Below are 25,371 nucleotides of genomic sequence, written 5' to 3' on the forward strand. Positions count from 1 at the left end.
GTAACCCACCCCGGCGGCATGGCGATCTAGTCTGGTACCAGGGGAGATCGCCGTCCGCACGGGGGAATCCGTGGTCGCGAAGAGCTCGACCGAAGAACCCGCTTTCACCATCCTCGATCCGCCCAGGTCCGTCTTCCGGCGCAAGCGTTTCCTGCTGCCGTTCGGCGTATCGGCGGGTATCGCGTTGGCCGGTGCCGTCGCGCTGTTCGCGTCCGGCACGGTGGTGTTGCCGTTCCAGCAGATCACCGTGGTGAGCGCCATGATGGCGTCCAAGTCGGTGTACTTCCAGGACCCCGAGGTCCGCCGCATCCTGATGGCCAACGGCATCGACGTGCGGGTCACCGACTCGGGCGGCTCGCGGGAGATCGCCCGCGACCGGCAGGACCGGGTCCGCGAGTTCGACTTCGTGATGCCGTCCGGGCAGGCGGCGGGCGAGCTGATCCGGGACCGGTTCGGCGGCCGGGTGTTCTTCCCGTTCGCCAGCCCGTTGGTGCTGGGCGCGTTCAGGGAGTACGCCGAAGCCCTGGAGGCGGAGGGGGTGGCGACGAAGCAGGAGAACGGGCAGGGGTTCTACTACACCCTGGACATGGTGGCGTTCGTCAAGCTGTCCCTGCCCGACGACGGGGCACCGGCGAAGACCTGGCAGCAGCTGAAGAACAAACCCGTCGCCAGCCGCAACCAGATCGTCGCGCAGACCCCCAACCCGTGCGACTCCTACTCGGGCTCGGCCTGGATGGGCCTGGTCGCGTTCGCCGCGAACAAGTCCGTCGCACCGACCGAGCAGGACGCGCTGCCGGTGGCGCAGAGGATCAGGCCGGTGTTCGAGATCGAGGGCCTGCACGGCTCGGGCATCGGCACCACGTTCTTCCACCCGGACGGACGCACCACCGCGCCCGTCGGCGTCATGTACGAGCACCAGTACATGGCGCACCAGCTCGCCGAGGTGGCGAAGAACGGCAGGCCCGACGACGAGCGCGTTCTCCTCTACCCCGACACGCACCACCGCACCGAGCCGTGGCTGATCGCGTTCAGCGCGGCGGGGGAGCGGGTCGGCGAGTTGGTGCGCAGCCATCCGGACCTGCGCCAACGTGCCCTCGAGCTGGGGTTCCGGCTCGACAACCAGGACTCGACCGCGCTCAACGAACTGCTGGCGCAACGTGGTCTGCCGGAGCCGGTGTCGAGCCTCACGGAAGGGTTCCTGCCCAAGCCGCCGGAGCTGGAGACGATGATCCGGGAGGTCGGCCGCTGCCCCGAGATCCGGGTGCCGATATGAGGCTGCCGGTTCTCCTCCTGGTGGTGGCGGTGCTGGCCGGGTGCACCTCGGGCACGCCCGAACAGACCACGTTGACCGTGCTGGCCAGTTCGGAGCTGGCCGACCTTTCGTCCGTGCTGGAGGACCTGCGCCGGGACACCGGGGTGGAGCTGCGGCTGGACTACCGGGGCACGGTGCGGGCCGGCGAGGAGCTGGCGGCGGGTGTGGACCACGACCTGGCGTGGCTGTCCACGAACCGGTACCTCAAGCTCAAGAACGTGGACCTGCCGCCGTCCGCGACCACGATGCTGTCGCCGCTGGTGCTGGGCGTGAAGGCGAGCCGGGCGGGGCCGCTGCGCGGCGCGTCGTGGGCCGATATCGCGGGCCGTGCGGCGGCGGGGGAGCTGCGGTTCGGCATGGCCGACCCGAGGGTGTCCGGCAGCGGGATGGCGGCGTTGATCGGGGTGGCGACGGCCGCCGCCGATACCGGTGCGGCGCTGCGGAGCGAGGACGTCACCTGCGACAAGCTCCAGGGGTTCCTCACCGGACGGGCGTTCGGCGCGTCCGGCGCGGCGGAGGTCGTGGACGAGTACGTGAAGCGGCAGGACGAGGTGGACGCCGTGGTCACGTACGAGTCGGCGGTGCTGTCCCTGAACGCGTCCGGGCAGCTCCGCGAGCCGCTGGAGGTCGTGTACCCGCGTGACGGGATCGTGCTCTCCGACTACCCGTTGATGCTGCTGAAGCCGGACAAGCGGGCCGCGTACGACCGGGTGGTGGAGTGGCTGCGCTCGCCGTCCGCGCAGCGGGCGATCATGGAACGCACCTCGCGCCGGCCGGTGGACCCGCAGGTCGAGCGGACGGAGAAGCTGCGCGAGCCGATCGGCACCGCGCTGTACTTCCCCGGCACGCAGGAGGTCGTGGACACCCTGCTCGCCGCCTACGACCGGGCGGGTGAGCCGGGCCGGGTGGTGTTCGTGCTGGACCACTCGACGTCCATGGCGGGCGGGCGGATCGCCGGGCTGCGCGAGGCGTTCGCGACGCTGAGCCGGGCGGGCGGGTTCGACCGGTTCCGGGTGGGGGAGACGGTCGTGCTGGTGCGGTTCGCGGGGACCGTGATGGAGGAGCGCAGTGTCGTGGTCCGAGGTGCGGCGGACCTGGAGGCGTTGGCGGGCGCGTTGGCGTCCTCCGGACTGGCGGACGGCACCGCGATCTGGTCGGCCCTGGACCACGCCTACCGGGTCGTCGGCGACGGCACGGTGGTGTTGATGACCGACGGCGAGAACAACGCCGGGATGAGCGCGGACGAGTTCCTGGCCGCGTGGCCGGACCCGCCGGCGCGCACGTACGCGATCCGGTTCGGCGAGGCCGACCCGGTGGAGCTGGACCGGGTGGCGCGGGCGACCGGCGGGCGGGTGGTGGACGCCACCACCGGGTCACTGCTGGAGGCGGTGAAGGAGATCCGTGGCTGTCGATAGAGCACTGTGGTGGTCGGTGTGGTGGCCGTGGGCGATCGTGTGGATCGCGACCGTGCTGGCACTCGTCGTGGCGGCCGGGGTGGGTGTGTGGGCGTGGCGGTCCCGGCACCGGTTCGCGCCGCCGCGCGAGGTGCCCGGGTTGACCATCTACCTGCACGAGAAGTCCGTGATGGACCTCTACCAGGTCGGGCGGTACGGCGACGCGATGACCAAGGAGGTGGTGGACCGGGTCGGCGTCACCAAGGACGGCAAGATCGCGTTGAAGGGCCTGGACCTGGGCGTCGAGGGCGTGCGGACGTCCGGGCGCGAGGTGGTGAAGACCTACATCGAGCAGTACGAGCCGATCGCCGTGGTCGGCGTGCTGCTGGACGCGTTGGAGTCCGCCTCCGGTGTCGTGCACGTGGACCTGCGTGACCTGACGTTGCTGCGGAACACGGCGTTGGAGCAGCACCTGGAGTCGTCCGAGACGGTGCGGTTGCGGCGGATCGACTCGTACGTGTCGGTGAAGGGCGTGTTCCGGGTGGCGTCCGACGGTGACGGCACGACGGTGTTCCTGGCGCCGTTCGGCGACCCGGACGACCCCGAGCAGGGGCCGCAGGTGCGGGTCGAGTGCTACAACGCCGGGCTGCGGGACGACGTCGTGCCCGAGGGCGGGTTCCAGGCGCGGTGCCTGGGCAAGGTGCAGTCGTGGAAGGCGGACTCCCAGCAGCTGGTGATCCGGCCGATCGCGATGTTCCAGTGAACGGTCGTGGGATGCTTGGCCCATGGCATCGGTACCGGAGCGGCTGATCGACGCTGCGACGCGGTTGTTCGCCGCGAAGGGCTTCGACCGGGTCGCGGTGCAGGAGATCGTGGACCTGGCGGGCGTCACCAAGGGCGCCATGTACCACTACTTCGGGTCCAAGGACGACCTCCTGCACGAGATCTACGGCAGCCTGCTGCGGATGCAGACGGAGCGGTTGGACCACTTCGCGTCCGGGTCGGCGCCGGTGGCCGAGCGGTTGCACGCGGCGGCGGTCGACGTCGTGGTCACGTCGGTGGACAACTTCGACCAGGCCCGCGTGTACTTCCGGTCCGCCGACCACCTGGCCGAGGACAAGCGGCGGGAGATGCGGGCGGAACGGCGGCGTTACCACGAGCGGTTCCGGTCGCTTGTGGAGGAAGGACAGGCCGCGGGCGTGTTCCGCACCGACGTGCCCGCCGACCTCACCGTGCACTACTTCTTCGGCACCGTCCACCACCTCGGCCAGTGGTACAGCGCCGACGGTCCGTTGTCGGCCAAGCAGGTGGGCCGCCACTTCGCCGACCTGCTCCTCGCGTCACTGCGCCCCGTGGAGGGCTCGTCATGAAGTCCCACCTGCACCGCTACCTCCGGACCGCGCGTGAGGCGGTGCTGTGGAAGCTGGACGGCCTGTCGGAGTACGACGTGCGACGTCCGTTGACGCCGACCGGCACGAACCTGCTCGGCCTGGTCAAGCACCTGGCCGGGGTGGAGATGGGGTACTTCGGCGACACGTTCGGCCGCCCGTTCCCCGAGCCGTTGCCGTGGATGAGCGACGAAGCCGAGCTGAACGCCGACATGTGGGCCACGGCGGACGAGTCGCGTGAGGACATCGTCGCCCTCTACCAGCGGGCGGGCGTGCACTCCGACGTGACGATCGACGCGCTGGACCTGGATTCGACCGGCGCCGTGCCGTGGTGGCCGGAGGAGCGTCGAACCGTCACCCTCCACCTGATCCTCATCCACATGATCGCCGAGACCAACCGCCACGCCGGCCACGCCGACATCGTCCGCGAACTCATCGACGGCACAGCCGGCCTGCGCCCGGACAACGACAACCTCCCCCCGGGCGACGCCCCCTGGTGGGACGACTACCGCGCCCGCCTGGAACGCGTGGCCCGCGAGGCCGACGCCTGACCGCTCGCGCACCACCCATTGCCGTTATCCATCGGCTCGCACTTGTCCACAGGTGGCGCTTGCGCGCCCGACATCGTCGGTCCTTTGTGGCAGGGTAAAAGCAGGGGTCCCCTTGGCGAGGACCCCTGCGAAGCCGTACCAGCCGGAACATGTGGTCAGGGCTCCAGTAGCACCGCGGGGTCATCGGAGGAAAGGGGGCCGGCGGCCACTGCGCCGGCGCCGCAGCACCCACCCGCCGAGACCCGCCGGCGGCGGTGTCCGCCGGTCGAGGAAGACGAGGTCCGGTCGGCGGAGCCGGGCCTGCTCGACGATCTCCTCGGCGGTCGCGGTCAGCCACCGCAGGTGTACGCCCGCCCGCGGGGGATCGCCGAAATCCAGGTAGTCCCACGGCACGAGCGTCGGTGTCGGTCCGGTTTCCGCCGCGTCGACGTCGGTGTGATCACGGGTGGACGCGCGGATCAGGCCGGCATCGCGCCACGGCACCACGTACGGGGCGGACCACCACAGCGCCGACTCGTAGATCCACACGCCTTCGCCGTCCATCGCCAGCACCCGTCGGCGCAGGGCGGCGTTACCCGGGCGGATGCCCGCTGGCAGCGCGACCACCGCGGGTAGGCCCAGCACGATCAGCAACGCGAACAGCGCGATCAGCAACCCGCCCACGCCTTGGACGGGCCGGAACATGTCGACGATCCACCACGGGGTGCTCAACACCGTCAGGGTCAGCACGGCCAGCCCGGCGAGCAGGCAGGCACCGCTGACCAGACCACCGATCCGCAACCGATGGCGGACGACGAACGTCCCGCGCCGGGCAGGCCTGCGCGGGACGTTCGTGATCCGCTCCCGACCTTCGCGCCCCTTCACGGTTCCCGATCGTCCTCGACGATCGGAGCCCCGCGGCGCGCGTGGCCGCTTGCGGTCAGGGGACCAGCAGGACGACGGTTTCCGCCACGCACGCGGGCTTGGGGTTGCCGTCGATCTCCACGGTCACCTTCACCACCGCCTGCTTGCCCTGCGCCACATCGGCGATCTCGGCCAACTCGGCACCGGCCCGCACCCGCGACCCGACGACGACCGGGCTGGGGAAGCGCACCTTGTTCAACCCGTAGTTCACGCCCATGGACAGGCCCTCGACCTTGTAGATGTCCCGCACCAGCAGCGGGATCAGCGACAACGTCAGGTAACCGTGCGCGACCGGCGCGCCGAACGGCCCGGCGGCGGCCTTCTCCAGGTCCACGTGGATCCACTGGTGGTCACCGGTGGCGTCGGCGAACAGGTTGATCTCCGCCTGCGTGATCTCGTGCCACTCGCCGAAACCGAGGTGCTCGCCCTTGGCCGCCGCCAGCTCGTCGAGGTTCGCGAATACCCGCATCCGCCCTCAGTCCTTCGGTCCGCCGGCGACGTAGACGACCTGGCCGGACACGAACCCCGCGCCCTCGCTGACCAGGAACGACGCCGTGTGCGCGATGTCCTCCGGAGTGCCGACGCGCCCCACCGGGATCGCCGCCGCCGCGCCCTTCTTGAAGTCCTCGAAGTCGACGCCGACGCGGGCCGCCGTCGCGGCGGTCATGTCGGTCGCGATGAACCCCGGCGCGATGGCGTTCACGGTCACGTTGAACTTGCCCAGCTCGATCGCCAACGTCTTGGTGAACCCCTGCAGGCCCGCCTTGGCCGCCGAGTAGTTCGCCTGACCCCGGTTGCCCAGCGCCGACGTGCTGGACAGGTTGACGATCCGGCCCCACTTCGCCGCCGTCTGGAACTTCTGCACCGCCCGGCTCATCAGGAACGAGCCGCGCAGGTGCACGTTGATCACCGCGTCCCAGTCGTCGTCGGTCATCTTGAACAGCAGGTTGTCCCGCAGGATGCCCGCGTTGTTGACCAGGACGGTCGGCGCGCCCAACTCGTCGGCGACGCGCTGCACCGCCGCGTCGACCGCCGCGCTGTCGCTGACGTCGACACCCACCGCGATGGCCGTCCCACCGGAGGCCTTGATCTTCTCCACGGCCTCGGCGCAGCTGCCCTCGTCGAGGTCGAGCAGTGCGACGGCCAAGCCGTCCTGCGCGAGCCGCGTGGCTACGGCGGCGCCGATGCCGCATGCGGCACCGGTGACGATGGCCACCCGTGCGTCCGTCTCGGCCACGGTCAATCCTCCTTGATCTGCGGGCCTAAGCAACCGCTTAGTAACCTACCGGCGACGTCGTCTTGACGCCAGGGTCAGTCAGGGGAACCATACCGACTGGTCGGAATGTCAGCCAGAGGAGGCACGGTGGAGTTCTCGGGCAAGGTCGCACTGGTCACCGGGGCCGCGAACGGCATCGGAGCGGGGGTGGCGCGCAGACTGGCCGCCGCCGGTGCGTCCGTCGTCGTCGCCGACGTGGACGACGAACGGGGCCAAGCCGTGGCCGACGAGGTGGACGGCCTGTTCGTGCACTGCGACGTCCGCGACCCCCTGCACAGCGAAGCGGCGGTGGCGGCGGCCGTGGAGCGGTTCGGCGGCCTCGACATCGCGGTGCTGAACGCGGGCATCGGCACCGGGTTCGGCCTCGGCGACGATTTCGACCCCGAGCGGTACCGCACCGTCATGGGCATCAACCTCGACGGCGTGGTGTACGGCGTGCACGCGGCGTCGGCCGAGCTGAAGAAGCGCGGCGGCGGGCACATCGTCGCCACCGCCAGCATGGCCGGCCTGATGGCGATGCCCATGGACCCCCTGTACGGCGCGAACAAGGCCGCCGTCGTCGGGCTCGTCCGCGGCCTGGGCCCGGTGTTCGCCGCCGACAACATCACCGTCAACGCCGTCTGCCCGGCGTTCGCCGACACCGCGATCATCTCCAGCTTCAAAGACGCCCTCGTCTCCTCCGGCATGCCGGTGATGAGCGTGGACGACGTGGTCGACGCGTTCGTCGCCGTGCTGCGCGACGGCAAGCCCGGTGAGTGCTGGTTCGTGCAGGCCGGACGTCCCAGCGCGCCGTTCACCTTCCCCAACCCTCCCGGCCCGCGCACCGCCGACGGCGAGCGCGTCAACCTCGACCTCACCCCGCTGACCACCAAGGAGAACTGACACCGTGCGCGCCATCCAGATCACCGAGTTCGGCGGACCGGAAGTCCTCAACGAGGTCGAGATCCCCGACCCCGTCGCGGGTCCCGGCGAACTGCTCGTCGACGTCAGCCGCGCGGGCCTGAACTACGCCGACACCCACCAGGCGGAGAATTCGTACCTGGCCAAGATGCAACTGCCGATGGTGCCAGGCGGCGAGGTCGTCGGTATGGCGGGCGACCGCCGCGTGGTCGGCCTGACCAACCACGGCGGGTACGCGCAGAAGGCCGTGGTGCCCGAGGCGACCACGTTCGACGTGCCCGAAGGCGTGGACGACCTCACCGCGTTGAGCATGGTCGTGCAGGGCACGACCGCGTGGCTGCTGCTGCGCCGCAGCGCCCACATGGAGCCCGGTGAGACCGTCGTCGTGCACGCCGCCGCGGGCGGGGTCGGGTCGCTGGCCGTGCAGCTGGCCAAGAAGTGGGGCGCGGGGCGCGTCATCGCCACCGCGAGCACCGAGGACAAGCGCAAGCTGGCGCTGGACCTGGGCGCGGACGTCGCGGTCGACTCGACCGCGGAGAACATGACCGACGTGCTGCGCGAGGCCAACGGCGGACGGCGGGTCGACGTCGTGCTGGACATGACCGGCGGCGCCGTGACCGACCAGAGCGTGGCCGCACTCGCGCCGTTCGGGCGACTCGCGTTCTACGGCATGGCCAGCCGGGAGAAGCCGACCCCGGTCGACCCGGGCCGCCTGCTGGTGCACTCGACGGCCATCGCGGGCATGTGGCTGCCGCACGCGTTCAAGCTGCCCGGTCGCGTCGTGCACCGGGCCATGGGCGAGCTGTTCGACCTGGTCCTGGCCGGTGAGCTGCGTGCCGTGCCGGGCGGCGAGTACGGGCTGTCCGAGGTGCGCCGGGCGCACGAGGACCTGCGGGCCCGCCGCACCACCGGCAAGCTGGTGCTGGACCCGTCACGCTGACAGCGTCACCCAGACAGCGTCACGTCGACAGCGTCACGTCGACGCGATCGCGGACCGGGGGCCACTCGCCAGCGGGCGGCCCCCGTCCCGGATGTTCGCCTCGCTCAGTCGCTCAACTCGGCCAGTGCGGCCTTGACCTTCGCGAGCTCGGCCTCCAGCTCCTCCATCCGCGTGCGGTGCTGGCTGCGGGCCGCCTCGATGACCTCGTCGATGCCGCCGGCGATGTCGTCGTGCAGTTCCTTGGCCGCCCGCGACACCGCCGCGGCCGAGATGACGAGACCCTGCACGACCCGCTTGGTGCCGTGCACCAGATCGGCCTGCCACTCGCCGTCGGCGGTCCCGGTGACGGTGAGCGTCAGCTCGACCGTGCGGGTCTTCTTGGCCGTCGACTTCGGCCGCTTCGTCGCGGGCTTGGCCTCGGACTCTTCCTGCGGCACGGGTGCGACCTCCTGCTGCACGGGTGCGGCGGGCGCCTCGGCGTCCACCTTGTCTTCCTGTTCCACGAGCGTGTCCGCCTGCACGTTCTCGTTTCCTCTCTGCGCATCCGGCTCGACCCGGGCGTGATCATAGAACACGTGTTCGATGGTGGGGTCGATTGCCTCGCACAGCGTAGGGTGTCGAGCTTGTGAGCGGTTGGAGGGACTTCTCCGCTCGCCGGTTCTTGGACCGGTTGAGCGACGAACTCGGTATCGCGGCGGTCTTGGCGCCGGGCGTGTTGGCGCCCGGCGTGCTGGCCGCCGTCGACCAGCACGGTGCCGCGGTGCGCGACATCCTCGCCTTCGGCGTGCCCGCGGCGGCGGCGGTGGCGGGCGTGGTCCTGCTCGCCGGCTACGCCAAGGGCGTGCTGGACGAGGCAGCGGCCCAGGGCTGGCGGCTGCCGGCGATCGTGGACTGGTCGAACGCGGACTGGCTGACCCTGAGACTCGCCGCCGTCTGCCACCTGGCCCGCCACGACCAGCCCGCCCTGGAGGCCTAGGAACCGCCGCTCTGCCCGCGTCTGGCCCTGGCGGTCACGCCCGGCGCTGATCAGGGCGTTGTCGAGTCCGTGGTGGTGTATGCCTCCAAGCGGTCTGCGAGTTGTCGGGGCCGGGTGAGGTTCCGGCCTGCTGAGAGCTGATCTGCCCACAGCAGCGAGACCGGCGGATCGCACCGGGGCGTCGGCATTGTCGGAGCATGACCGACAACGAGAAGCAGTCGCTGTTCGACCACCGACTTCGAGAACGGTTCTTCAGCCAACGAGTACTGGTCCTCGACGGCCCGCTCGACGACGACAACGGGACAGTGCTCGCCACCCAACTGCTTTCCCTCGCCGCCGACGATCCGGGGAAGGACATCGCGTTGTGGATCCACTCGCCGGGCGGCTCGGTCCCCGCGATGCTGGCCATCCGCGACGTGATGCGGCTCGTGCCGTGCGACGTGGCCACGTTCGCGCTGGGACTGGCGTGCAGTGCGGGGCAGTTCCTGCTGTCCGCGGGCACACCGGGCAAACGCTTCGCCCTTCCCCACGCCCGCATCCTGATGCACCAGGGATCGGCGGGGATCGGCGGATCGGCGGTCGAGGTGCAGGTGCAGGCGGACGACCTGCGGCACACCCGGGACACGGTGCTCGGGATCATCGCGGAGGACACCGGCCAGCCGATCGACCGGATCTTCGCCGACTCCTTGCACGACCGCTGGTTCACCACCGGGCAAGCACTCGATTACGGCTTCATCGACCACATCGTCGACAGCCTCGGCCAGGTCGTGCCGGTGCGCACGCACGAACTCGGCCTCGGCCTCGGTCCGACGACGGGAGCCCGCGCATGAGCACGTACACCATCCCCAACGTCATCACCCGCAGCCTGAGCGGCGAGCGGATCATGGATGTCTACTCGCACCTGCTGTCCGAGCGGATCATCTACCTCGGCACCGCGATCGACTCCGGTGTGGCCAACGCGCTGATCGCCCAGTTGCTGTACCTGGAGGCGGACAACCCGGAACGCGAGATCAACCTGTACATCAACAACGAAGGCGGCGACCCGTCCGCGATGCTCGCGCTGTACGACACCATGCGCTACATCAAAGCGCCGGTGGCGACGACGTGCGTCGGCCAGGCGGTCGCGGCCGGTGCGGTGCTGTTGGCCGCCGGCGAGGCCGGGCACCGCTTCGTGCTGCCCCACACCCGGGTGGTGCTGCACCAGCCCGCGGCGCAGGGCCGCGGCGCCATCCCGGACCTCATCCTCCAGGCCGACGAGGTAGTTCGTGTGCGCGCCCAACTGGAGGAGATCCTCTCGGCACACACCGGTCGCGATGTCGCGGACCTGCGGCACGACACCGACCGGGACCGCGTGTTCGACGCGGTGGACGCCGTCGGCTACGGGCTCGCCGACCACGTCCTCGAACACCGGATCTGAGACCGCGGCCTCAGGCGGCCATGAGCACGGGTCCCGTCGGACGGCGCCCGACCGCGGGACCCGCGCCGCGCCGCCGCCGGACGTCGCTCGCGATGTCGGCGAGCAGGTCGACCAGATCGACACCGAGCGCACCGGTGACCGCGGCGATCATCTCGCTGGAGGGTTCCTTGCGACCGCGTTCGATCTCAGACAGGTACTGCGGCGAGATACCGGCCCGCTCCGCGATGTCGACAAGACGACTGCCCCGCTCCTCCCTGGCCGCCCGCAGACTCCGGCCCAGCACCACACGCCACAGCGGTCCCGGCTCGCGATCCGGCGTGCGGATGCGCTTCTGGTGGAAGGGAAGGATGTCCGCCATACCGTCATCCTGGCCCACGTCCCGCACCCGGAGGCAGCGGTTCCGCTCCCGGCGGAACCGCTGCCCGCAGGGCAACGTCCACCCGGAGAGCAGGCGGACTCGGCGCTGAGGGCCGATCGGGCGCGGACTGCTTGCGGTTCGCGGAGTCCGTGCGTGGCACCGTTTCGAGACCGGTCAGGAATCAAGAAGCACCGGTCATCGGGGCCCGCCTAGCGTTGCTGCCATGACCTCAGCCGACACCATCACCCTTGAGGTGGCCGACCCCGCGGCCGCCGAACGCTTCTACACCGCCGCCTTCGGGTTGGACGCCCAACTGCACCTGCGGGCTTCGCAGGAACCGACCACCGGCTTTCGCGGGTTCACCCTGTCACTGACGGTGTCCCAGCCGTCCGATGTCGACGCCCTGATCGACGCCGCCCTCGACGCGGGGGCCACGGTGCTCAAGCCCGTCGCGAAATCGCTGTGGGGCTACGGCGGGGTCGTCCAGGCCCCGGACGGAACGATCTGGAAGGTCGTGACCTCGGCGAAGAAGAACACCGGCCCCGCCACCCGGCGGATCGACAGCATCGTGCTCCTGCTCGGAGTCTCGGATGTGGCCGCGAGCAAGCGGTTCTACCTCGACCGGGGCCTCACCGTGGCCAAGAGCTTCGGCCGCATGTACGTCGAGTTCACCACCGGGTCGAGCTCCGTCAAGCTGGCGCTGTACCGGCGCCGTGCCCTCGCCAAAGACGCCGGCGTCTCCCCCGACGGCACCGGATCGCACCGGATCGCGGTCGGCGGCGCTGTCGAGCCTTTCACCGACCCGGACGGGTTCACCTGGGAGCCCACCTCCATGGCGGCCACGCTCTGATGTGCCACCACCTGCTCGGCATGGTCGCCGCACTCACCCGGGACAGCGCCGAGTCCCCAGCCGACCCGCCCGCCGACCGTCGACCTGACGTTGACGTCATCACACTTCCAGTCACCGAAAAACACCTGGTCAGCGTGGTAGGTCGGGATGAAATCCGGCACACCGCGTTCCTTGAGGAGAATTCACGATGAGCCGCACCAAGACCAGCACGTACGAAGGATTCACGGCCGAGGAGCGGGCCGCGATGAAGGACCACGCCCAGGATGCGAAGAAGGAAGCGCGCCGCGGTTCGCGCGCGGACAAGGCGGCGGAGGCGGAACGGGACCTACTCGCGAAGATCGCTGAGATGTCCGACTCCGACCGGATCATGGCCGAGCGCGTCCACGCCGTCGTCACAGCCAATGCCCCGATGCTCGCGCCGAAACTCTGGTACGGGATGCCCGCCTACGCGCTGGACGGCAAAGTCGTCTGCTTCTTCCAGAGCGCGGAGAAGTTCAAGGCGCGCTACGCGACGCTCGGGTTCAGCGACCAGGCGAAGCTGGACGAGGGCGCGATGTGGGCGACCAGCTTCGCCCTGACCGAGGTGACGGCCGAAGTGGAGGCGCGCATCGCCGCCCTCGTGCGGCAGGCGGTGAGCTGAGCCCCGTCCCCGCCCAGGTCACCCTCATCCACTGTGCGGGAGACGCGCTCCCCGACATCCCGTCACACTGCCAGGCACCGCCAGGCCCGACCAGTCGAGCCTCCCGGCGGACCGAGAGGCCGAAATTGTCGGACCCCGCCGGCAGAATAAAAGCAGGGGTCCCCTTGGCGAGGACCCCTGCGCGAGCGTTCGACCGGGCTACCGCCTGCCGTTACCGGCCGCGGTCACCGGATGCGGTCACCGCTGCTCACCCGGCGGGTACTGGCCGGGGTGGGGCTGGACCGGCCGGCCGACCGGCGGCGTCGGCATGGTGGACGCGTGGGCCGGGGTCTCGGTGATCCGGGTCGTCTGCTCGGCGGCCGGGGCCGGCGCGACCTGGGCCGTCCGCTGCACGTCCTCACGACCGCGCTGGTAGGCCGCGGCCTGTGCCTTGGCCTGCGGCACTTCGTTCTCCGCCCTCGTCAGCCAGCCTTCCCAGCGCTGCTGCATGGGCCTGATCAGGCCACCGCCGACACCGACGACCGCGATACCGCCGACCGTCGCGAGGATGGTGATCAGGATCGGCGTGGTGACCGCGGTGGCGACACCGATCTGGTTCAGCGCCGCGATCACGCCGAGCGCGATGATGAACCACGAGGCGACCTTGCCGAGCATCGGACCGTACGACAGCCCACCGAGCGCACGAGTGGCGATGTCGCGCACGGCCCGCGCGATGGCGGCGGCGACCACGATGATGACGATCGCGACGATCGCCCGCGGCAGCCAGGCCACGATCTCGGTCAGCAGGGTGCTCACCGGGTTCGTCCCGAACAGCCCGAACGCGATCTGGAGCGCGATCAGCAGCACCGCGTAGTACACGAGCTGCGCGACCAGCCCCGAGGCGTCGAACTTCGAACGCGCCAACGCGTCGCTGATGCCACCGCGCTGCACGGCGCGGTCGAAGTGCACCCGCTCCAGCACCTTGTTCACCGCCGCACGCAGCACCCGGGCGACGATCCACCCGATGAGCAGCACGACGAGGAAACCGACGAGCTTCGGCAGGAAGGTCACCACGGAGCGCAGGGCGTCACCGGTGGCGTCACCGATGCCTTGAGCCTGCACCGTCTGCGCGGCGAGCAGGGTTTTCATCGTCTTGGACCTCCTCGGACGACCGGTTCATCTCTCGCGCACCGGTTACCCGAGGAGATCGGGTCGAACACCAGGCCGAACCACCAGGTCAAACACCGGGATCGGGTGGCAGCCGCACGGTGCGGTCCACCTCCACGCGCGAGACGCCGGGCACGGCACCGAGCAGGTCGCCCACCCCCGGAGCGACCGACCCGGTCACCATGCCCAGCGTCTCCAGCACGTCGTCCACCACCATCCCGGCGTCACGCAACGCGGACACCACGGTGGGCAGATCGGCCAGGTTGTCGTCGGCTACCGAGACCACGACCTTGTCCACGGCGCCTCCGTCAGTGATCCGGCTCCTCAGGGCATCTAGGGAGCTTGCACCAATCCTGCACCCACATCCGTGGAAGGCAAGCCCAGCCGACGAGCAGTCTGCGACAACCTCGCCCACAGCTCCCACCCGCGCGCGCCGTACTTCTCCGCGACGAGCGCCGCGACGCCCGCGACGTGCGGTGTCGCCATGCTGGTGCCCTGGATGCGCTTGTGCATGCCCAGGCTGCCGTCCTCCTTGTTCCAGCTGGAGTAGATGTCCACGCCCGGCCCGACGAGGTCGACCTGGCCGACGGTGTCCACCGTCCCGCAGGAGAAGAACGCGATCGCGCGCTGCACGTCGATCGCGCCGACGGAGAGGATCGACGGGCAGTTGGCCGGGTGGCCGACCGGCGCGATCGTGCCCGGCCGGTTGCTCTCGTTGCCCGCCGCCGCGATGATCAACGTGCCCTTGGCCATCGCGCGCATCGCGGCCTGCTCGAAGATCTGCGAGTGCGGCGTGCCCGGTCGCACGGCGGCGCCCAGCGACATCGAGATGACCGCGCAGCCGTTGGCCATGGCCCACTCGATACCGGCCAGGATGCCGCTGTCGGTGCCGCTGCCCTTGTTGGACAGCACCTTGCCCGCGTAGATCTCGGCCTCGTAGGCGACGCCGTAGCCGGGGACCTTGCCCTGCTGGCGCGGGCCGGCGGCGGAGCCGATGCAGTGCGTGCCGTGGCCGTGCGCGTCGTCCACCGTCTCACCGGTGATGAACGACTGCGTCATCACGACGCGGCCCGCGAAGTCCGGGTGCGCGACGGTGAAACCGGTGTCCAGCACGGCGATGCGCACGCCCTTGCCGGTGGCCGAGCTGAGGTTCGCGCCCACGGCCTGGAGTCCCCAGGTGAACACGGACTCGTCCACGGCGGGGGCCGCGGCCTGATCGGTGCCGGCCTCAGGCGGAGCGGAGATGGCGTGCACGACCCGTTCGGCCTCGACCACGGAGATCGGGCCCGGCGCCTCGGCCGCCCGGGTCAGCTGCGAGACCTGGTCCGGCGTCGCGTCGACCACCGCGATGCCCAGGTCCTGGAAGATCAGGCCATCGGCCGCGGCGAGCTCTTCGCTGCTGGCGTTGTCCGCGGTGCTGGCGGCGGAGATCCCGGCGACCCGGTTCATCTCCCGCGCGCCGGCCGCGACCGACTTGTCTTCGAGGAGCACCAGGTAGCGGCCGGTGGTCTCGGCACCCGTTGGTTGTGACATGACGATCCCCTTCGGGGTTTGGAACGGCAGTCAGGTGTAACGCCGGATCACGCTTGCACTCAATCGCCCATACGAGTCGGCCTGGCCCAAGCGTGGTTCGTATGCCCTACTGGAGGCCCCGATCGGCGCAGAGATACAGGTCAGGCCGCCGCCGGCGCGGTACCAGGCTTTCGGGTGAACTTTCTGGCCAAGGGCTCCACCACGCGTGCCGCGACCGGCCCCAGCACCGCCATCAGCAGCACGTACGCCGTGGCCAGCGCCGCCAACCGCCCGTCCACCGCGCCGGACGCCACCGTGAGCGACGCGATCACGATGGAGAACTCGCCCCGCGCCACCAACGCCGCGCCCGCCCGCGCCCGGCCCATCCGCCCGACGCCCTGCCGCCGTGCGGCCCACCACCCGGTCGCGACCTTCGTCAACGTCGTGACCACGGCCAGCGCCACCGCCAACGCCAGCACCGGCGGGATCGACGCCGGGTCCGTGTTCAGTCCGAACACCACGAAGAACATCGCCGCGAACAGGTCCCGCAGCGGCTCCAGCATCCGGGTGGCGTTCTCCGCCGTCGACCCGGAGATCGCGATGCCCAGCAGGAACGCGCCGACCGCCGCCGACACCTGCAACTGCGACGCCACGCCCGCGACCAGCAGCGCCGCGCCGAGCACCTTGAGCAGGAACACCTCGGGTTCGGGGCTGTCCACCAGTGCCGACACGTACCGGCCGAATTTGAGTGCGATGATCAACACCACGGTGATGGCGGCGAGCGAGATGCCCACCGCGCTCAGCCCGCCGAGGAAGCTCACGCCCGCCAGCACGGCGGTCAGGATCGGCAGGTAGACCGCCATCGCCAGGTCCTCGAACACCAGGATGGACAGCACCACCGGCGTTTCCCGGTTACCCAGCCGGCCCAGATCGCCGAGCACCTTCGCGATGATCCCGGACGACGAGATGTAGGTGACGCCGCCCATCGCCAGCGCACCGACCGCGCCCCAGCCCAGGATCAGCGCGGCGATCACGCCCGGCGTCGCGTTCAGCACGATGTCCACCACACCGGCCGTCCACGACCGCTTCAGCCCCGTCACCAACTCGGCGGCCGAGTACTCCAGGCCGAGCAGGAGCAGCAGCAGGATCACGCCGATCTCGCTGGAGATGTGGGTGAAGTCCTCGATGCCGTGCAACGGCACCAGGCCGCCCTGCCCGAAGGCCAGACCGCCGATCAGGTAGAGCGGGATCGGGGAGATGCCGATCCGCCACGCCATCTTGCCGAGCAGGCCCAGCCCGAAGAAGACCGCGCCCAATTGGATGAGTGCGATTGCGGTGCTCTCCAAGGGTTTCAGCCACCGCCCAGCAGTTCGGCCGCTGCGGCGAGACCGTCCGCGGTGCCGACCACGACGACCAGGTCACCGCCCGCGAACACGAAGTCCGGACGCGGCGACGGGTGCACCGCGCCGGCGCGCACGACGGCCACGATGGACGCGCCGGTGCGGGTGCGCAGCTCGGTCTCGGCCAACGCGTGGCCGTCGAACCGGGAACCGGGCACGATCGGGAACTGCTTGGTCGAGATGCCCTCGACGTCGCGGTGCTGCTCCTGCAACTGCGCCACCAGGTTGGGCGCGCCGAGCAGCCCGGCGAGGGTGCTCGCCTCCGCGGGCGTCAGCGCTATCGACGCCATGCAGTCGTCGGGGTCGTCGAGGCTCGACACGATCAGCTCGAACTTGCCGTCCCGGTGCGTGATCACCCCGATCCGACGGCCTGCGCGGATCATGAAGTCCTGACGGGTGCCGATCCCCGGTAGCGGCGTCACCTCGACGTTCACCCGTTCGATCATAATCGCGTGATGGGACGGGTACGGGCGATAAGCCGGGGCTGGGTCGTCCGCGACCGCGTGCCCGGACCGGACGTGGACGAGTTCGCCGAACCGGAGCGGATCGTCGCCGCCCTGGCCCGCGCCCGTCCCGGCACGCTGCTCGCCGTGCAGCACCCGCACCGCACGCCCACCGCGCTCGCCGCCGGTTCCAGCCTCCTCGACGCCCTGCCGCACGCCCGCGCCGAACTCGCCCACCTGCGCCGCAACGCCTACCGCGAGGTGCGGGACGTCGTCGCGCCGTACCGCGTGGACGGCCCGGACGGCACCGCGTACGGCTTGCTGTGCATGGTCGACCCGGCGGCCGTCGGGCACACCGAGGACGTCTACCCCGACGTGGTCGCCGAGCGCGCCCGCGTCCTGTCCGGCCTCGGCTGCGTGACCAGCGCGGCGATGCTGGTGCCGGTCGCACGCGAGGTCCGGCTGACCCGGCTGGTGGCGGAGGTGGACGACGAGCCCGCCGTGTCCGTGGTCGATCCAGGCGGGCGACGGCACTGGTTGTGGCTGGTCGGGCCTGGTGAACGCCAGGACGCCCTGTTGGCCGCGGCCGGCGAGCACCCGTTGATGGTCGCCGACGGCAACCACCGGGTAGCCGCGTCGGCCGGGCTGTCCGGACTGTTGGCGCTGGTCACAGCCGGTCCGGACGTGCGGATCGGACCGATTCACCGAGCCGTGGTCGGCACCGGCCTGTCGTTGGCGGACCTGACCGTCGCGTGGCGCGGCGTCGGCCTGACGGTCACCCCGGTCGACGTCGCGACCCGTCCGTCGCCCGGGATCTTGATCGCGGTGGCCGGTACTTCCGCCGTTCGCGTCGAACTGCCGTCAGCCGGCGTGGACCACGCGTTCGTGGAGGCCGTGCTGTTGGACAAGGCGCTCGGACTCGACCCCGAGAGCCCGCACGTACGCCCGGTGACCGGTGACGTTCCATTGGCCGACGGCGCGCAGGCGGACGCAGTCCTGCTGATAGCCCCCGTGCCGCTGGCCGACGTGCTGGCCGTCCACGCCGCCGGTGGCCGGATGCCGCGCAAGAGCACCTACTTCACCCCGAAGCCGCGCAGCGGCCTGCTGCTCGCCGACCTGGACTGACTGGTCCGAGTCACCAGAACCCCGAGCGGCCCCGCCCCGGACCGGCCCTGCCCCGGACCGGCCCGGACGAGCGCGTCCAAGGCTTCGCAGGGGTACCCGCCCAGGGGACCCCTGCTTTGATCTTGCCGGCGGGGTCCGACAATTTCGAGGGTCGGCCGTGCGCCTGTGGACAAGTCCGAGCGACCCTGCGGTCAGGTCTCCGACGTGGCGGCGCGCACACCGCTGCGCCGCCCGATGACGCCGGAAGAGGCGGCCGCAGCCGTGGTCTTCCTCGCCCCACCGGCCGTGTCCGGCATCACCTGAAGAGGAACCGCTGCTCGACCGCGGCGGGCACTAGCCACCTGATGCGGGTGTGACGGGCCGCACCAGGCACAATTGGAGGTTGACGACCGTCGTCGCGTTGAGGAGGAAAACCCCGTGGGACACGGTGAGCTGCGTGGCGTGGTGGCCCTCGACGGGCCGTCCGGCACCGGCAAGTCCTCCGCAGCACGCCGACTCGCGGCCACGCTCGGCGCGCGTTACCTGGACACCGGCGCGATGTACCGCGCCATCACGCTGGCCGTGCTGCGCGCCGGCGTCGACCTCACCGACCAGGCGCGGGTCGCCGAGGTCGCCGGTGCGGCGGTCGTCGTCCAGGGCACGAACCCGGAGCGGTCGACGACCTTCCTGGACGGCGAGGACGTCGGCGCCGAGATCCGCGGTCCCGAGGTGACGCTGGCCGTGTCGCCGGTCTCGGCCGTGCCCGCGGTGCGCCGGCTGCTGGTCGACCGACAACGCCGCATCATCGCCACCGCGCTGGACGAGGCGGGCGGCATCGTGGTGGAGGGCCGTGACATCGGCACCGCCGTCGTGCCCGACGCGCCGCTCAAGGTCTACCTCACCGCCGACGCCGAGGCCCGCGCCCAACGCCGCGCCAAGCAGGACAGCGCGTCCGGCCGCGAGTCCACGTTGGACGCGACGCTCGCCGACGTGCAGCGCCGCGACGCCTACGACTCGTCGCGCGCGGTGTCGCCGCTGCGTGCCGCCGACGACGCGGTGGTGCTCGACACGACGGCACTGGACCTCCCGGGCACGCTGGACGCGCTGCTGGACCTGGTCGACGAGCACGGGCTGCTGGCCCAGCCGAGCGGACGGGTGTGCGGGTGACCGATCAGCTCCCCGAGGGTTCGGCGCCCTGGCTGCACGACATCGGCCGATGGATCTCGCGCGGGCCCTTCCGGACGCCGTTCCGCGTACGGGTGCACGGCGCCGAGCGGATGCCGCTGGAAGGCCCCGTGGTCGTCGTGGCCAACCACAGCTCGATGGTGGACGGGCCGATATTGTTCGGCGCCCTGCCCCGGCGTGTGGTGTTCTTGATCAAGCAGGAGATGTTCAAAGGCGTGGTGGGCACGCTGCTGCGCAAGATCGGCCAGCTGGCCGTGCGGCGCGGCGAGCCCGACCGGGCGCCGCTGCTCGCCGCGCAGAAGGTGCTGCGGGCCGGTGGCGTGGTCGGCGTGTTCCCCGAGGGCACCCGCGGCTCGGGCGACGTGACCGAGGCCCAGAAGGGCGCGGCGTGGCTCGCCCGCTCGTCCGGCGCGGTCGTCGTGCCCGTCGCGTGCCGGGGCACCCTGCGCCCGGCCGGAACCGGACGACGGTTCCGGCCCGTGGTGGACGTGCTCGTGGGTGAGCCGTTCGAGCTGCCGACCGACAAGGGTCGTCAGGCGCTCGACAAGGCCACCGAGCAGGTCCGCGACCGCTTGGCCACGCTGGTGGCCGAGCTCGACAGCCAGCGAGGAGAAGCAAGATGACGGACTTGGACGGCACCTGGGCGGACGAGTCCGACTGGACCGCGTTCGACGAGACGGTGGAGGGCGAGGAGGGCGGCGCGCCGCCGATGCCCGTGCTGGCCGTGGTCGGCCGGCCCAACGTCGGCAAGTCGACCCTGGTCAACCGCATCATCGGCCGCCGTGAGGCGGTCGTGCAGGACGTGCCCGGCGTGACCCGCGACCGGGTCGCGTACGACGCGCTGTGGAACGGCCGCAAGTTCACCGTGGTCGACACCGGCGGCTGGGAGCCCGACGCCGTCGGCATGATGGCCGCGGTCGCCGCGCAGGCCGAACTGGCCATGGCCACCGCCGACGCGATCCTGTTCGTGGTGGACGCCACCGTCGGCGCGACCACCAACGACGAGGCCGCGGTGAAGCTGCTGCGCCGGTCCAAGCGGCCCGTGCTGCTGGTGGCCAACAAGGTCGACGACGAGCGGCTGGTGGCCGAGGTCGCGTCACTGTGGTCGCTGGGCCTCGGCGAGCCGATCCCGGTGTCCGGCCTGCACGGTCGCGGTTCGGGCGACATGCTCGACGCGATCCTGAAGGCCCTGCCCGAGACGCCGCGCGAGACGTTCGAGGCCGTTCGCGGTGGCCCGCGCCGGGTGGCGCTGGTCGGCCGGCCGAACGTCGGCAAGTCGTCCCTGCTCAACCGCCTCAGCGGTGAGAACCGGTCCGTCGTGCACGACGTCGCGGGCACCACCGTCGACCCGGTCGACTCCCTCGTGGAGCTGGACGACGAGGTGTGGCGGTTCGTCGACACGGCCGGCCTGCGCAAGCGGGTGAACTTCGCGTCCGGCGCGGAGTACTACGCGTCGCTGCGCACCAAGGCCGCGATCGAGTCCGCCGAGGTCGCGATCGTGCTGCTGGACGCGTCCGAGCCGATCAGCGAGCAGGACCTGCGGGTGCTGACCATGGTCGTGGACTCTGGTCGGGCGTGCGTGCTGGCGTTCAACAAGTGGGACCTCGTGGACGAGGACCGGCGCCACGCGATGGTGCGTGAGCTGGAGCGGGGCCTGGTCCGGGTGCCGTGGGCGGAGCGCGTGAACGTCTCGGCGTTGACCGGGCGTTCGGTGCGCAAGCTCGCGCCCGCGTTGCGGACCGCGCTGAAATCCTGGGACACCCGGGTGCCCACCGGGCGGCTGAACTCGTGGCTGAACGACCTGATCGCCGCGACCCCGCCGCCGGTGCGCAGCGGTAAGCAGCCGAAGGTGCTGTTCGCCACCCAGGCCAGCACCCGTCCGCCGACGTTCGTGCTGTTCACGACCGGTTTCCTGGAGGCCGGGTACCGGCGGTTCATCGAGCGCAAGCTGCGCGAGGAGTTCGACTTCGCGGGCAGCCCGGTGCGCATCTCGGTGCGGGTGCGGGAGAAGCGCCAGAAGAAGTGATCCGGTTGCTCCGGCAGGCGGAATGCGGTTGCCTGGCACCGTGCCGGTGCGATTGGTCCTCGCTGACGACGAACCGCTGCTCCGCCGAGGGCTGAAAGTGCTGCTGGAGGCCGACGGCCGGGTCGAGGTCGTCGGCGAGGCCGCGGACGGCGCCGGCCTGCTCGAAGCCGTGCGCCGCCTCCGGCCGGACGTGGCGCTGGTGGACGTGCAGATGCCGGGCATGGACGGGCTGACGGCGTTGAAGGCGCTGCTGGCGTGGCCCGACCCGCCCGCGTTGGCCGTGCTGACCACGTTCGACCTGGACGAATACGTGGCGACGGCGTTGGAGCTGGGAGCCCAGGGCTTCCTGCTCAAGGATGCCGAACCCGACGCCCTGGCCCGCGCCGTGCTCGACCTGGCCGCCGGGGGAGCGGTCCTGGACCCCCGGATCACCGCCCGCCTGCTGCCCAAGCTGCGTGCCACCCGCCTGCGCGAGAACCCGCACCTCAACGGCCTGAGCGCCCGCGAACGCCAGGTCCTGACCCTGCTGGCCAGCGGCCAACCGAACAGCGCGATCGCCGCCGCATTAGGCCTCAGCGAGGCCACGGTGAAGAGCTACGTCTCCACGGTCCTCACCAAACTAGGAGTCGAGAACCGCGTCCAAGCCGCCCTGGTGGCGCACCAGGTGGGCACGTGGTGATCTTCCTGGAGTTCCTGGTCGTCACGGTGCCCGCCGCGATGGTGCTGATGGCCGACTACGTGCCGTACACGTGGTCCATCCCCACGGCCCTGGCGGCGTGCCTGCTCCTCCCACTGCGCCGTTGGCGCCCCTGGACAGCGGCCCTGCTCTGCCTACCAGGCCTGATCGGCGGCCTCGGCTGGCCACCCACCGTCATAGCCATGTACCGCATCGGCCGAAAAACACCCGTACCGGTGATGATCACGTGGGTAGCGGTCGCGACCATCCTCCCCTCCACCCTGGTGGTAGTGACCCAAGCCCTACCCCCCAGCGCCGCCCTCCTGACGTTCGCGTTCAGCCTCTTCATGTCCGGCGCCCCCACCGCCCTAGGCGCCCTGATCACCACCAGACGCGAACTCACCGCAAGCCTCGCCGAAGCCTCCCGCGCCCGAACCGCCGAACTGCAGGCACGCGAAGACGGCGCCCGAGCGTCCGAACGCGCCCGCATAGCCCGCGAGATCCACGACGCCGTAGGCCACCACGCCACCCTCATAGCCGTCGAATCAGCAGCCCTAGCCGCCACCACAGACGACACAAAGACCCGAGACACAGCCCTACGCCTCCGCGCACTGGCCAAGGAAGCCCTAGCCGAAATGCGCGCAGCCCTGGGCCTGCTCAACACCGAACCGACACCAGGCTTCGAAGGCATCCAGTCCCTCATCGACCGCGCAAGATCAGCAGGCCTCACCGTCCGCTACGAAGACCAAAGCGGCGCGCCGCCACCACCGGCCACAGGCAGAGCGGTCTACCGGGTGATCCAAGAAGCCCTGACCAACGTGACCAAACACGCTCCCGGCGCCGAAGTCCAAGTGCGACTGTCGAAACAGGACGGACACCTGCACGTGTCCATCGTCAACGACCCACCCACAACCCACGTGCCACCACCAGACCAAGGCGGCCACGGCCTACACGGCCTAAGAGAACGCGTAACCCTGGTAGGCGGCACCCTGACCACCACCCCCCGACCAGACGGCAGCTTCGCACTGGACGCGAACCTACCCACGGGTCCGTCGAAAGTTGACACAGATGACTCGACTTTCGGCGGTAGTGCACGAAACCCCGCGAACGCACAGTAGGTAGGCGTCGATCCGGGGGAGCGGTGAGACCGAGGGGAGCACAGAGGCCCGCCCCTGGCGGGCCTCTGTCATTCCCCCAGCTAGACCGCCTGACCCCCCAATCCAGGGGCCCGCGTCGGGGGCCCGTTGCGAGTGCGCTAAGCTATCCACGCACCCCACAACGGGATGCGGCCGGGACGTGGCGCAGTTTGGTAGCGCACTTGACTGGGGGTCAAGGGGTCGCAGGTTCAAATCCTGTCGTCCCGACGGCCAGTGACCAGCGGGTTTGCCTTTCGAGGCAAGCCCGCTGGTGTCGTTTTCGGCTGTTGTGGTCGCAATGTGGTCGCAGTCGGCCGGTCAGGCGACGTCGGCCTCGTTCAGCGCATGGGCGATGACGTCGACCGCGTCGTGGGCGACGTGGCGCAGCAGGTGGCCGTAGACCTCGGTGGTGGTGGACAGGGTCGAGTGGCGCATCGCGCGGGAGATCACGGCGAGCGGCACGCGTGAGCTGAGCATCGTGGTGGCGGCGAAGTGCCGTAGGTCGTGCACGCGGATCCTGGGCAGTCCGGCGGCGTCGGCGAGTTGGTGGAAGTGCCGGAGCACGTACTCGGGGCGCAGTGGCCTGCCGTCGCGGCGGTGGAACACCAGGCCGTCGCCGGGTTGGCGGAGCCGCTGGTGGCGCAGCGCGGTGACGACGCGGTCGGACAGGCCGATCCAGGCACGGCTGCTCTTGGTCTTCGGGGCGGTGAGGACCGGTGTGGTGTTGTTGATGTTGGACAGCGTGTAGCGGATGAACGCCACCTGGTCGTCGAGGGTGATGTCGTCCCAGTGCAGGGCGAGCGCCTCGCCTTTGCGCAGGCCGGTGCCGATGATGACTTCGAACAGGTCGGTCAGCGGGTCATCGTGGTCGTGGCAATAGCGCAGGAATCGTGCGGCCTCGATCGGTGACCAACAGGCGGGCTCGTACTTCGGCGGCTGCGGCACCAGCACGTAGCGAGCGGGGTTGTGGGCCAGTCGTCGTTGTCGGACGGTCGGTGAGGCCGCTGGACAGGGTGGCGACGCAGCGCCGTAGGGTGACCGGACCGCGCCCGGCGGCCAGCTGGTCGTGGATGAACAGCGTGATGTGCTGGTGGTTGAGCGCGTCCAGCCGCACCGCGCCCAGGGCGGGAACGAGGTTCTTGCAGACGTAGTCGCTGTAGCGGGCGGTGGTCGTCGGCTTGAGCGTCGATGCCTTGTCGCGTAGCCACGTGGTCAGGTAGTCGGCGACGGTCTGCTTGTCGTCGGTGACGATGCCGGTCCGCTCGTACTCCAGCACCTTGGCCAGGGCGACCTGAGCTTCTGTCCTGGTGGCGAAGCCGCTGCGCCGCATGGTCCGCCGACGCCCGTCCAACGACGGCAGGTCAACCGCGAACGCCCACCGCCCGTGCCTGCCGCTCGCCAGCTCGGGGCAGCGGGCGCCGAGCTGCCTGCCTGTGTGGTCCCTACAGCCACACCGTCGATACACGCGCCCACGTTGAGGGTTGCTCATCATGACCTTCTCTCGTGTTCCGCCTCCCGTGTTGGAGGTGGAACACGAGCGTGTGCCGCATGCGACCACACCGCGACCACCGAGGACGACACCGCAGGTCGTGCTCGTGGCACTTGTCGCCACCTCACCACGCGGCTTGGATGTGTCACTCCTGCGGTGGGCCAGTGCCGAAAATCGGTTCATGCTGCATGACCAGCGGCGATGAATTTTCGAGCGGCACAGGGCCGGTCAGGGTGATGTGGTAGATGGCGGTGTTGGTGTCGCGGTCGTAGTGGATCTCCAGGCGGAGTGCCTCGAACAGGGCGCGGGCAAGGTCTTCGGGTAGCCGGTCCAGTTCGATCCTGGTCAC

Annotated in this window: 32 protein-coding genes and 1 tRNA gene; 20 read left to right on the plus strand and 13 right to left on the minus strand. The window is 70.5% G+C overall.

Annotation, left to right across the window (positions count from 1 at the left end; genetic code table 11):
- Nucleotides 1-70: 70 nt before the first annotated feature.
- Genes ALI22I_RS09245 through ALI22I_RS09265 form a run of 5 tightly spaced genes read left to right on the plus strand, consistent with a single transcriptional unit; the run spans nucleotide 71 to nucleotide 4,645 of the window.
- The gene (locus tag ALI22I_RS09245) at nucleotides 71-1,273 is read left to right on the plus strand and encodes a hypothetical protein (RefSeq protein ID WP_083751584.1); all 1,203 of its coding nucleotides are present in this window, start codon (nucleotides 71-73) and stop codon (nucleotides 1,271-1,273) included.
- Nucleotides 1,270-2,727 (plus strand): substrate-binding domain-containing protein, encoded by a 1,458-nt coding sequence (locus ALI22I_RS09250; protein ID WP_077005050.1) that lies wholly within the window; start codon nucleotides 1,270-1,272, stop codon nucleotides 2,725-2,727. The genes ALI22I_RS09245 and ALI22I_RS09250 overlap by 4 nt, the downstream gene beginning before the upstream one ends.
- A complete protein-coding gene (locus tag ALI22I_RS09255) occupies nucleotides 2,714-3,469 on the plus strand; it encodes a hypothetical protein (protein ID WP_077005051.1) in 756 nt (251 codons plus the stop codon). Before ALI22I_RS09250 ends, ALI22I_RS09255 begins: the two co-directional genes overlap by 14 nt.
- 22 nt (nucleotides 3,470-3,491) lie before the next feature.
- Nucleotides 3,492-4,076: a TetR/AcrR family transcriptional regulator gene (locus ALI22I_RS09260; protein WP_077005052.1), complete on the plus strand. Its 585-nt coding sequence runs from the start codon at nucleotides 3,492-3,494 to the stop codon at nucleotides 4,074-4,076.
- Nucleotides 4,073-4,645 (plus strand): DinB family protein, encoded by a 573-nt coding sequence (locus tag ALI22I_RS09265; protein ID WP_077005053.1) that lies wholly within the window; start codon nucleotides 4,073-4,075, stop codon nucleotides 4,643-4,645. Before ALI22I_RS09260 ends, ALI22I_RS09265 begins: the two co-directional genes overlap by 4 nt.
- A gap of 180 nt (nucleotides 4,646-4,825) precedes the next feature.
- Here the strand turns inward: ALI22I_RS09265 and ALI22I_RS09270 are convergent, their stop codons facing one another.
- The 3 genes from ALI22I_RS09270 to fabG are packed head-to-tail and all read right to left on the minus strand — an operon-like array spanning nucleotide 4,826 to nucleotide 6,785.
- On the minus strand, nucleotides 4,826-5,509 hold the full coding sequence (locus ALI22I_RS09270; protein ID WP_077005054.1) for a hypothetical protein: 684 nt from the start codon (nucleotides 5,507-5,509) through the stop codon (nucleotides 4,826-4,828).
- A gap of 55 nt (nucleotides 5,510-5,564) precedes the next feature.
- On the minus strand, nucleotides 5,565-6,017 hold the full coding sequence (locus ALI22I_RS09275; RefSeq protein ID WP_077005055.1) for a MaoC family dehydratase: 453 nt from the start codon (nucleotides 6,015-6,017) through the stop codon (nucleotides 5,565-5,567).
- A gap of 6 nt (nucleotides 6,018-6,023) precedes the next feature.
- Nucleotides 6,024-6,785: a 3-oxoacyl-ACP reductase FabG gene (gene fabG, locus ALI22I_RS09280; protein WP_077005056.1), complete on the minus strand. Its 762-nt coding sequence runs from the start codon at nucleotides 6,783-6,785 to the stop codon at nucleotides 6,024-6,026.
- 126 nt (nucleotides 6,786-6,911) lie between these two features.
- Here fabG and ALI22I_RS09285 point away from each other — a divergent pair, with 126 nt between their 5' ends.
- Together ALI22I_RS09285 and ALI22I_RS09290 are read left to right on the plus strand one after the other, a co-directional pair.
- Nucleotides 6,912-7,706: an SDR family NAD(P)-dependent oxidoreductase gene (locus ALI22I_RS09285; protein WP_274522778.1), complete on the plus strand. Its 795-nt coding sequence runs from the start codon at nucleotides 6,912-6,914 to the stop codon at nucleotides 7,704-7,706.
- 4 nt (nucleotides 7,707-7,710) lie between these two features.
- On the plus strand, nucleotides 7,711-8,664 hold the full coding sequence (locus ALI22I_RS09290; RefSeq protein ID WP_077005058.1) for a quinone oxidoreductase family protein: 954 nt from the start codon (nucleotides 7,711-7,713) through the stop codon (nucleotides 8,662-8,664).
- 104 nt (nucleotides 8,665-8,768) lie between these two features.
- Here the strand turns inward: ALI22I_RS09290 and ALI22I_RS09295 are convergent, their stop codons facing one another.
- Nucleotides 8,769-9,239, minus strand: coding sequence for a DUF6319 family protein (locus ALI22I_RS09295; protein WP_443216911.1), 471 nt, complete (start codon nucleotides 9,237-9,239; stop codon nucleotides 8,769-8,771).
- 50 nt (nucleotides 9,240-9,289) lie between these two features.
- On the opposite strand from ALI22I_RS09295, the gene ALI22I_RS09300 reads away from it, so the two are divergent.
- The 3 genes from ALI22I_RS09300 to ALI22I_RS09310 all read left to right on the plus strand — a co-directional run bounded on the left by ALI22I_RS09300 (nucleotide 9,290) and on the right by ALI22I_RS09310 (nucleotide 11,057).
- Nucleotides 9,290-9,640: a DUF6401 family natural product biosynthesis protein gene (locus ALI22I_RS09300; protein WP_077005060.1), complete on the plus strand. Its 351-nt coding sequence runs from the start codon at nucleotides 9,290-9,292 to the stop codon at nucleotides 9,638-9,640.
- 197 nt (nucleotides 9,641-9,837) lie between these two features.
- On the plus strand, nucleotides 9,838-10,470 hold the full coding sequence (locus ALI22I_RS09305) for a ClpP family protease (RefSeq protein ID WP_077005061.1): 633 nt from the start codon (nucleotides 9,838-9,840) through the stop codon (nucleotides 10,468-10,470).
- Nucleotides 10,467-11,057, plus strand: a complete 591-nt coding sequence (locus ALI22I_RS09310; RefSeq protein WP_077005062.1) for a ClpP family protease — start codon at nucleotides 10,467-10,469, stop codon at nucleotides 11,055-11,057. The genes ALI22I_RS09305 and ALI22I_RS09310 overlap by 4 nt, the downstream gene beginning before the upstream one ends.
- Before the next feature lie 10 nt (nucleotides 11,058-11,067).
- Here the strand turns inward: ALI22I_RS09310 and ALI22I_RS09315 are convergent, their stop codons facing one another.
- A complete protein-coding gene (locus tag ALI22I_RS09315; protein WP_077005063.1) occupies nucleotides 11,068-11,415 on the minus strand; it encodes a helix-turn-helix domain-containing protein in 348 nt (115 codons plus the stop codon).
- 223 nt (nucleotides 11,416-11,638) lie between these two features.
- On the opposite strand from ALI22I_RS09315, the gene ALI22I_RS09320 reads away from it, so the two are divergent.
- Nucleotides 11,639-12,265, plus strand: coding sequence for a VOC family protein (locus ALI22I_RS09320; protein ID WP_077005064.1), 627 nt, complete (start codon nucleotides 11,639-11,641; stop codon nucleotides 12,263-12,265).
- 187 nt (nucleotides 12,266-12,452) lie between these two features.
- Complete coding sequence (locus ALI22I_RS09325) at nucleotides 12,453-12,905, plus strand: iron chaperone (protein ID WP_077005065.1); 453 nt, start codon at nucleotides 12,453-12,455, stop codon at nucleotides 12,903-12,905.
- A 237-nt stretch (nucleotides 12,906-13,142) separates the two neighbouring features.
- Here the strand turns inward: ALI22I_RS09325 and ALI22I_RS09330 are convergent, their stop codons facing one another.
- From ALI22I_RS09330 to ALI22I_RS09350, 5 genes are all read right to left on the minus strand, one after another.
- Nucleotides 13,143-14,033: a mechanosensitive ion channel family protein gene (locus tag ALI22I_RS09330; protein ID WP_083751585.1), complete on the minus strand. Its 891-nt coding sequence runs from the start codon at nucleotides 14,031-14,033 to the stop codon at nucleotides 13,143-13,145.
- An 88-nt stretch (nucleotides 14,034-14,121) separates the two neighbouring features.
- On the minus strand, nucleotides 14,122-14,349 hold the full coding sequence (locus tag ALI22I_RS09335) for a hypothetical protein (protein ID WP_077005066.1): 228 nt from the start codon (nucleotides 14,347-14,349) through the stop codon (nucleotides 14,122-14,124).
- A gap of 35 nt (nucleotides 14,350-14,384) precedes the next feature.
- Nucleotides 14,385-15,584 (minus strand): S8 family serine peptidase, encoded by a 1,200-nt coding sequence (locus ALI22I_RS09340; protein ID WP_077005067.1) that lies wholly within the window; start codon nucleotides 15,582-15,584, stop codon nucleotides 14,385-14,387.
- 140 nt (nucleotides 15,585-15,724) lie between these two features.
- Nucleotides 15,725-16,909 carry a cation:proton antiporter gene (locus ALI22I_RS09345; RefSeq protein WP_077005068.1) on the minus strand — a complete coding sequence of 395 codons (1,185 nt, stop codon included), beginning with the start codon at nucleotides 16,907-16,909 and terminating at the stop codon, nucleotides 15,725-15,727.
- A 5-nt stretch (nucleotides 16,910-16,914) separates the two neighbouring features.
- Nucleotides 16,915-17,397, minus strand: a complete 483-nt coding sequence (locus ALI22I_RS09350; RefSeq protein WP_179118166.1) for a cation:proton antiporter regulatory subunit — start codon at nucleotides 17,395-17,397, stop codon at nucleotides 16,915-16,917.
- Nucleotides 17,398-17,418: 21 nt separating this feature from the next.
- Between ALI22I_RS09350 and ALI22I_RS09355 the strand changes: the two genes are divergently transcribed.
- The 8 genes from ALI22I_RS09355 to ALI22I_RS09385 all read left to right on the plus strand — a co-directional run bounded on the left by ALI22I_RS09355 (nucleotide 17,419) and on the right by ALI22I_RS09385 (nucleotide 23,761).
- Nucleotides 17,419-18,531 carry a DUF1015 family protein gene (locus tag ALI22I_RS09355; RefSeq protein WP_077005070.1) on the plus strand — a complete coding sequence of 371 codons (1,113 nt, stop codon included), beginning with the start codon at nucleotides 17,419-17,421 and terminating at the stop codon, nucleotides 18,529-18,531.
- A 165-nt stretch (nucleotides 18,532-18,696) separates the two neighbouring features.
- The gene (locus ALI22I_RS50610) at nucleotides 18,697-18,834 is read left to right on the plus strand and encodes a hypothetical protein (protein WP_179118167.1); all 138 of its coding nucleotides are present in this window, start codon (nucleotides 18,697-18,699) and stop codon (nucleotides 18,832-18,834) included.
- Between the two features lie 114 nt (nucleotides 18,835-18,948).
- Nucleotides 18,949-19,677, plus strand: a complete 729-nt coding sequence (gene cmk, locus ALI22I_RS09360; RefSeq protein WP_077005071.1) for a (d)CMP kinase — start codon at nucleotides 18,949-18,951, stop codon at nucleotides 19,675-19,677.
- Entirely contained in the window at nucleotides 19,674-20,318 is a 645-nt protein-coding gene (locus tag ALI22I_RS09365) for a lysophospholipid acyltransferase family protein (protein ID WP_083751598.1), read from the plus strand. Before cmk ends, ALI22I_RS09365 begins: the two co-directional genes overlap by 4 nt.
- Nucleotides 20,315-21,721 (plus strand): ribosome biogenesis GTPase Der, encoded by a 1,407-nt coding sequence (gene der, locus ALI22I_RS09370; protein WP_077005073.1) that lies wholly within the window; start codon nucleotides 20,315-20,317, stop codon nucleotides 21,719-21,721. The genes ALI22I_RS09365 and der overlap by 4 nt, the downstream gene beginning before the upstream one ends.
- Nucleotides 21,722-21,743: 22 nt before the next feature.
- A complete protein-coding gene (locus ALI22I_RS09375) occupies nucleotides 21,744-22,400 on the plus strand; it encodes a response regulator (protein ID WP_077005074.1) in 657 nt (218 codons plus the stop codon).
- Nucleotides 22,394-23,515, plus strand: coding sequence for a sensor histidine kinase (locus tag ALI22I_RS09380; RefSeq protein ID WP_238598238.1), 1,122 nt, complete (start codon nucleotides 22,394-22,396; stop codon nucleotides 23,513-23,515). The genes ALI22I_RS09375 and ALI22I_RS09380 overlap by 7 nt, the downstream gene beginning before the upstream one ends.
- Nucleotides 23,516-23,687: 172 nt before the next feature.
- Nucleotides 23,688-23,761 (plus strand) — tRNA-Pro (locus ALI22I_RS09385).
- A gap of 90 nt (nucleotides 23,762-23,851) precedes the next feature.
- Here ALI22I_RS09385 and ALI22I_RS09390 read toward each other — a convergent pair.
- From ALI22I_RS09390 to ALI22I_RS09400, 3 genes are all read right to left on the minus strand, one after another.
- A complete protein-coding gene (locus ALI22I_RS09390) occupies nucleotides 23,852-24,484 on the minus strand; it encodes a site-specific integrase (RefSeq protein ID WP_077005075.1) in 633 nt (210 codons plus the stop codon).
- On the minus strand, nucleotides 24,393-24,998 hold the full coding sequence (locus tag ALI22I_RS47565) for an Arm DNA-binding domain-containing protein (protein WP_179118168.1): 606 nt from the start codon (nucleotides 24,996-24,998) through the stop codon (nucleotides 24,393-24,395). Before ALI22I_RS47565 ends, ALI22I_RS09390 begins: the two co-directional genes overlap by 92 nt.
- Nucleotides 24,999-25,167: 169 nt before the next feature.
- Complete coding sequence (locus ALI22I_RS09400) at nucleotides 25,168-25,371, minus strand: hypothetical protein (protein ID WP_077005077.1); 204 nt, start codon at nucleotides 25,369-25,371, stop codon at nucleotides 25,168-25,170.

Source organism: Saccharothrix sp. ALI-22-I (genome assembly GCF_001984175.1).
In the GTDB taxonomy this organism is placed as follows: domain Bacteria; phylum Actinomycetota; class Actinomycetes; order Mycobacteriales; family Pseudonocardiaceae; genus Actinosynnema.

Coding starts and splice junctions, on each gene's coding strand:
- ALI22I_RS09310 (WP_077005062.1), top strand. CDS start 10,467: ATGAGCACGTACACCATCCCCAACGTCATCACCCGCAGCCTGAGCGGC.
- ALI22I_RS09375 (WP_077005074.1), top strand. CDS start 21,744: ATGCGGTTGCCTGGCACCGTGCCGGTGCGATTGGTCCTCGCTGACGAC.
- ALI22I_RS09315 (WP_077005063.1), bottom strand. CDS start 11,415: ATGGCGGACATCCTTCCCTTCCACCAGAAGCGCATCCGCACGCCGGAT.
- ALI22I_RS09355 (WP_077005070.1), top strand. CDS start 17,419: ATGGGACGGGTACGGGCGATAAGCCGGGGCTGGGTCGTCCGCGACCGC.
- ALI22I_RS09330 (WP_083751585.1), bottom strand. CDS start 14,033: ATGAAAACCCTGCTCGCCGCGCAGACGGTGCAGGCTCAAGGCATCGGT.
- ALI22I_RS09260 (WP_077005052.1), top strand. CDS start 3,492: ATGGCATCGGTACCGGAGCGGCTGATCGACGCTGCGACGCGGTTGTTC.
- der (WP_077005073.1), top strand. CDS start 20,315: ATGACGGACTTGGACGGCACCTGGGCGGACGAGTCCGACTGGACCGCG.
- ALI22I_RS09265 (WP_077005053.1), top strand. CDS start 4,073: ATGAAGTCCCACCTGCACCGCTACCTCCGGACCGCGCGTGAGGCGGTG.
- ALI22I_RS09305 (WP_077005061.1), top strand. CDS start 9,838: ATGACCGACAACGAGAAGCAGTCGCTGTTCGACCACCGACTTCGAGAA.
- ALI22I_RS09340 (WP_077005067.1), bottom strand. CDS start 15,584: ATGTCACAACCAACGGGTGCCGAGACCACCGGCCGCTACCTGGTGCTC.
- ALI22I_RS09275 (WP_077005055.1), bottom strand. CDS start 6,017: ATGCGGGTATTCGCGAACCTCGACGAGCTGGCGGCGGCCAAGGGCGAG.
- ALI22I_RS09250 (WP_077005050.1), top strand. CDS start 1,270: ATGAGGCTGCCGGTTCTCCTCCTGGTGGTGGCGGTGCTGGCCGGGTGC.
- ALI22I_RS09325 (WP_077005065.1), top strand. CDS start 12,453: ATGAGCCGCACCAAGACCAGCACGTACGAAGGATTCACGGCCGAGGAG.
- ALI22I_RS09320 (WP_077005064.1), top strand. CDS start 11,639: ATGACCTCAGCCGACACCATCACCCTTGAGGTGGCCGACCCCGCGGCC.